The following is a 1,170-nucleotide window of genomic DNA, read 5'->3' as shown; positions in this document are numbered from 1 at the left end:
CCTTACGCTTATTCACCGCCGTCCGAATCACGCTGTTTAGCGACTCAATAGCATTGGTGGTATATATGACTTTTCTGATGTCTTTAGGGTAATTAAAGAACACCGTTAAGCCCTCCCAGTTATTGCGCCAAGACTTAACCACATGCGGGTATTTCTCGCCCCACACCTCATCAAAGTGCTCAAGATTGGCCTCTGCCATCTCAAGCGTATCAGCGCCATAGATGGCCTTTAGATCAGCCGCTACTGCCTTTTTATTTGTCCAAGGTACAAACTTCATCGAATAGCGCACCATGTGTACGATACACAGCTGAACCTGAGCGTTGGGATAAACGGTATTGATGGCATCAGGGAAGCCCTTTAAACCATCGACACAGGCGATTAAGATGTCTTGTACCCCGCGGTTTTGTAGCTCAGTGAGAACACCAAGCCAGAACTTAGCGCCTTCATTCTCTGATAACCACATGCCAAGCAGCTCTTTTCTACCATCAAGTCCCACGCCTAGTGCCAGGTATATAGCCTTGTTGATGATCTGCTTGTCTTGACGTACTTTAACGACAATACAGTCTAGATAGACGATAGGATAGACACTGCTTAACGGCCGGTTCTGCCAAGCGGTGATGTCCTCTAAGATGTTGTCAGTGACTCTTGAAACCAGGGTGCTTGAGATGTCGACATCGTAGAGCTCTTTAATGCTCTCTACAATCTCAGTGGTGGTTTGACCCTTGGCGTAAAGGAATATGATCTTGTCATCGAGACCTGAGATACGGGTTTGATGCTTACTAACGAGTACAGGCTCAAAGCTGCTATCACGGTCTCTTGGGGTAGAGATTTCAAGATCGCCTGTATCACTGCGGACGGTCTTTTTAGTGTGCCCGTTACGCTTATTAGGTTTATCCGCCTTTTCATGCTTGGGATAGCCGAGATGGTCTTCCATTTCAGCCTCTAAGGCAGTATCGATAAAGGATTGCATGAGCTGCTTTTGGAAGTCTTTGATGTCATCAAAGCTGTTCATGCTACCAGCCATTTGCTCGGCTAGTTTTTTAATGTCAGATTGAGTAGTCATTGCTTATTCTCCAGTTAGTGGATTATAAGCAGTTACACAAAGTTTGGGAAACTCCCAAAATAACTGGTAATACTGATAAGTCCCCTGTCAATAAGAGTCGTAGACTA

The 1,170-nt window shown here is 45.5% G+C and carries 1 protein-coding gene; it reads right to left on the bottom strand.

Annotated elements, in window-relative coordinates:
• Window positions 1-1,063, bottom strand: a 1,063-nt coding sequence (locus AAEZ03_RS25660) for an IS256 family transposase (RefSeq protein WP_350582508.1), incomplete at its 3' end; no start/stop codon positions are given.
• Window positions 1,064-1,170 lie beyond the last annotated feature (107 nt).

The sequence above is a fragment of the Pseudomonas sp. HY2-MNA-CIBAN-0224 genome, assembly GCF_040310285.1.
In the GTDB taxonomy this organism is placed as follows: domain Bacteria; phylum Pseudomonadota; class Gammaproteobacteria; order Pseudomonadales; family Pseudomonadaceae; genus Aquipseudomonas; species Aquipseudomonas helleri.
The sequence above is the reverse complement of the archived record's forward strand: the minus strand, read 5'-3'. Positions and strand labels throughout refer to the sequence as shown.